The organism is Synechococcus sp. Cruz CV12-2-Slac-r, assembly GCF_024346075.1.
Classification (GTDB): Bacteria; Cyanobacteriota; Cyanobacteriia; order PCC-6307; family Cyanobiaceae; genus Synechococcus_D.
On sequence record NZ_JAGQEK010000186.1, the window covers coordinates 1 to 2964 of the forward strand.

Genomic DNA, 2964 nt, shown 5'->3' on the forward strand with positions numbered 1-2964 from the left:
AAACAAGTAATGTTCCAATTATGGTGCCAAGGTCTAGTTGCTCCTTGAAGATTATCCATCCGAGTAAGGCCGCAAATACAACCGAACTGTATTGAAATGCTCCTATTTCATGGGGTTTGGCATAGGTGTATGCTTTAATTAATAGAAATTGAAAGCAAACAAGGCAGCCGCCTGTTGCAAGCATTATTAGTGCTTGCTCGTGATTTATGGGCTGCAATTTACCCAATACTAATACTGTTGATAAAATTGAACCTATTAGTAGAAAGTAAAACATTTGAGTTATAGGTGAATCTGTTTCATCCAATTTCTTAACTGCCAAAAATTCAATTGCCGTTACGAATCCAGCCGCTAAACCCAAAATATTTCCTGGATTGGTCAATATGGTTGCGTCTGGTTTTACTATAATAACCATACCGGCAAATCCAAGCCCAATTGCTATCCACAACTGACGATTAATTCTAGTTTTTAAAAATATTAATGCTAATATTGGTATGAAAATTGGGGTTGTATTGAGCAAGACATTTGCATTTACTAGGCTCGTTAGCTGAGCAGCAGCAATAAAAAGTAGAAATCCTGCTATGCCAGTTCCACCTCTTACAAGATGAGTTTTAATTACTTCTGTTTTGAGATCCTTAAACCCTCTGGCCGCAACAATGGGTATTAAAATTACTAAGGCACTCACAAATGTAACCCACGTGAACATCTCAACGCTTAATTGTGCTTCAAGGAATTTGCCAAAGACGCTTTGAATTGTGTTTGCTAGAAAAGCTAGCACAAGAAATATAGAGCCAAGGAGCAGAGATTCTTTGACTTTTTCTGACATTGCTCAATTATTTAATCTTATTCCATACTAGCTTGTTCTAGATGTTCGACAACAGATCGCTTGAGATGTGTGCATTCCATCATATTTTGCTATTCCATTGACTTGTTCGCGCTTCTCCTACTAAGTTTTATATATCCATGTTTTGTTCCTGTTCCCAATGACTGAACAGTTTTTGAAAGGTAAGGTTGCCATAGTAACTGGTGCTAATAGCGGCATTGGTAAATCAGTCGCCCTGGAGCTTGCTCACCGTGGCGCTAGCGTTGTAATAAACTACCGCTCTCACCCTGATTTAACAGAAGCTATTCTCTCTGAGATCTCAGAGGCAGGTGGAGTTGCTATTGGCGCCCAAGCTGATGTTACCAACCTAGACTCTCTTCAGGGAGTTGTAGATCTTGCCGTTAAAACCTATGGTCGCCTTGATGTGATGGTGAATAATGCAGGTCTCGAAACTCGTACTTCCATTTTAGATACTACTGCGGAAGATTATGATAAGGTCTTAAACGTTAATTTGAAAAGTTGTTTCTTTGGCACTCAATTTGCAGCTAAGCAGATGATTGCCCAAGGGGGCGGTGGTAGGGTGATAAATATTTCTTCTGTTCATGAAGATTGGCCTATGCCCAATAACACAGCCTATTGCTTAGCTAAAGGTGGTGTTCGCATGCTTGCACGTACCGCTGGTGTTGAACTTGCCCCCCATGGTATTACCGTTGTTAATGTAGGCCCAGGTGCTGTTAATACACCTATTAATGCACCAACAATTAATAACCCAGAGCTTTTGGCGAAGTTAAATTCTGCTATTCCCATGGGCAGGATGGCTGAGCCTAGCGAAATCGCTGCAGTTGTTGCGTTTTTGGCCAGTGATTCCGCTAGCTACATAACAGCCACATCAATTTTTGCTGATGGCGGTATTATGCAGTCTAGCCCCGGACTGTAATTTATCTTTTTGAATTTTTTACCAAAAACACCATTATGGGCTTTTCAATTCGTTTTATTATAGCATTCTTTTTTGTAATTTCTGGATCAGTCTTTGCGCAAGAAGCTAGTTTAGTTAATGCAAAGTTAAAATTACTTTCTTCTTACTCAAGGCCACTCGCCCATGAAGGCCCAGTTTTAATACCTGAATTAAATCAATTATTTTTTACTTCCAATCGTTTATATCGTTCGGATGGATCTCAATATGTTGTTGCTTCTAGTTACAACATCCAAGATGGTTCTACCCGTGATTTGGGTTTAACGGGCTCTATCCCAATGGCAAATGGAGCTTTTCGTTTAAGCAATGGAAATATTGTTGTAACTATGCAAGGTAATAAATTTAAACCTGCTGGCCTAGCAGAGTACAACCCATTTACTGGCAATGTTAAATTGCTCACAACTGGCTATTCTAGCTATCAGTTTAATAGTCCTAATGATGTTGTTCAGGCCCCTGATTCCTCCATTTGGTTTACAGATCCTCAATATGGATATGAACAGGGTTTTCGTCCAAAGCCAACGATCGGAAATTGGGTATGGCGTTATCATCCATCTAATGGCTTGCAGCGCTTATTGATTGATGGTTTTGCTAAGCCGAATGGCTTAGCTTTTAGTTTGGATTTTAAATATTTATATGTAACTGATTCTGGTTATATTTCTGGCAACGGTGCGCGTAATAGCTCTCTGCCTCGCACTATATACCGTTTTTTAGTTACTTCTACACCTGATGGTATTTTTGCATCTCAGAGATCTGTTTTTTGTGTGGTAACGAAGGGTATTCCTGATGGCATTAAAGTTGACCAACTTGGTAGGGTTTGGACGGGTACCGGAGCAGGTCTTGAGGTATTTGATAAAGATGGCACACCTTTGGCTGTAATACCTGTACCTGGTGGTGTTAGCAATTTTGCTCTAGCTCCTAATGGTGCATATGTTATGGGTGAAACCAAGTTATATAGGCTGGATCTCTAATACTTTTATGCTTATACTTGACTTCACCATTGTTACTAATGTGTTGTAGTTCTCTTTGTGCTTCTCCCCATTAAGTATTAGTGTTGCTACTTTTATATTTCTATTTTCGAGCGCCTCTATTGATAATAGTGTGTGGTTTAAGGTGCCAAGCCCAGATCGCGCAACAAGCACTACTGGTAAATTCCATGCCTTAACTTGATCAA

General features: G+C 39.8%; 4 protein-coding genes. 2 read left to right on the plus strand and 2 right to left on the minus strand.

Features of this window, described 5'->3' with window-relative positions:
- The coding region (locus KB557_RS10335; protein ID WP_255133931.1) for a DMT family transporter at positions 1–823 on the minus strand (823 nt) is incomplete at its 3' end.
- Between the two features lie 157 nt (positions 824–980).
- Between KB557_RS10335 and KB557_RS10340 the strand changes: the two genes are divergently transcribed.
- Entirely contained in the window at positions 981–1757 is a 777-nt protein-coding gene (locus KB557_RS10340; protein ID WP_255120547.1) for an SDR family NAD(P)-dependent oxidoreductase, read from the plus strand.
- 35 nt (positions 1758–1792) lie between these two features.
- Positions 1793–2761 (plus strand): SMP-30/gluconolactonase/LRE family protein, encoded by a 969-nt coding sequence (locus KB557_RS10345; protein ID WP_255120546.1) that lies wholly within the window; start codon positions 1793–1795, stop codon positions 2759–2761.
- Here KB557_RS10345 and bioD read toward each other — a convergent pair.
- On the minus strand, positions 2741–2964 hold a 224-nt coding region (gene bioD / locus KB557_RS10350), incomplete at its 5' end, for an ATP-dependent dethiobiotin synthetase BioD (RefSeq protein ID WP_255133933.1). The two genes, KB557_RS10345 and bioD, sit on opposite strands and share 21 nt — an antisense overlap.

Coding starts and splice junctions, on each gene's coding strand:
- KB557_RS10340 (WP_255120547.1), top strand. CDS start 981: ATGACTGAACAGTTTTTGAAAGGTAAGGTTGCCATAGTAACTGGTGCT.
- KB557_RS10345 (WP_255120546.1), top strand. CDS start 1,793: ATGGGCTTTTCAATTCGTTTTATTATAGCATTCTTTTTTGTAATTTCT.